The sequence below is a fragment of the Microvirga sp. GN3 genome (genome assembly GCF_055792825.1).
This window is the reverse complement of record NZ_JBVVAK010000382.1, coordinates 1-1142: the sequence shown is the minus strand read 5'-3', so window position 1 is coordinate 1142 and position 1142 is coordinate 1. Positions and strand designations below refer to the sequence as shown.

At 58.5% G+C, this 1142-nt stretch carries 1 protein-coding gene; it reads right to left on the bottom strand.

Annotated elements, in window-relative coordinates:
* Window positions 1–165 precede the first annotated feature (165 nt).
* Window positions 166–867, bottom strand: a complete 702-nt coding sequence (locus tag ACS5Q1_RS47990) for an IS6 family transposase (RefSeq protein ID WP_473104800.1) — start codon at window positions 865–867, stop codon at window positions 166–168.
* Between the last annotated feature and the right edge of the window lie 275 nt (window positions 868–1142).

Genomic DNA, 1142 nt, shown 5'->3' with positions numbered 1-1142 from the left:
GCGATATCAAGGCCGATGGTGGCAATCTCTGGCATGATGAGTGGCTCCTCTCCGGTTCTTGGACATGCCTATTCTGGCACGTCTGACGCTGGTGGAGGGCGCCATCCACGACATCACGTTAACCGACATCGGGTGCATTGAGGCAAACTCGGTTGCCTGAGGGGCTCATGCGGCAATGCACGCCGCGGCTTTCCATTCTGCCATGGCGCTGAGGCGATGCAGATGGGTGGCAAGAGCTGAGCGACGGGAGCGAGGTGGAACCATAAGATTGCGGACAGTCGAGAAGACACTGACGAACCGCTGCAGGCCTCTCGGTGATCGAAAGCCTTGCATCACCCGTTCTCGTCGCCGGAATGGCAGATGCGAATTCTCCGCCCGATTGTTGAGCCCCTTGTGAGAGCGATGTTCGACTTCTGGCATGATTTCGCTGCGAGCGGCCGCGTAGGAGCCGAGCTTGTCGGTAATCATTCGCCGGGGTAGGCAGCCCTGCTTCCGCAAGAGACGCTTCAGCAAACGCTTGGCTGCCTTGGCGTTACGGCGTGCCTGAAGGATCTCATCAAGCACGTAGCCGTCCTGATCAATAGCCCGCCACAGCCAGCGCTTCTTGCCGGCAATGGTGACCACGACTTCGTCGAGATGCCAAACATCGCGGCGGCTCGGCGTCTTACGTTTGAGGCGGCGGGCGTAGTCGGGTCCGAACTTCAGGGCCCACCGCCGGATGGTCTCGTAGGAGATGAGGATGCCACGCTCGAGCAGGAGTTCCTCGACCAGACGAAGGCTCAGAGGAAAGCGAAAATACAACCAGACCGCATGGGCGATGATTTCGGGCGGGAATCGATGGCGTTTGTAGCTGACGGGCTTGCTCATGCCGGCCCGTCTACATGGCTCGCCGTCATACCCGGGTTAACGTGACAACACCCTTTCACTCAGGGATCATACGGATGGCTCAAAAGCACGAGCCAAGCATTGTCATGGTTCGGTCGGATCGACGAAAACGAGCACAGTTATGTGTCGATCCGTGTAATACCAGGTCCCTGAAGGTCTGACTCGTTCGTGATTTCCAGGATTGCGGTGGGTGTGATTCAACTTGGTGAGCCAAGGAGGGTTGCCATGCCGATCCCACTCCGCTCTGACTTCGATGC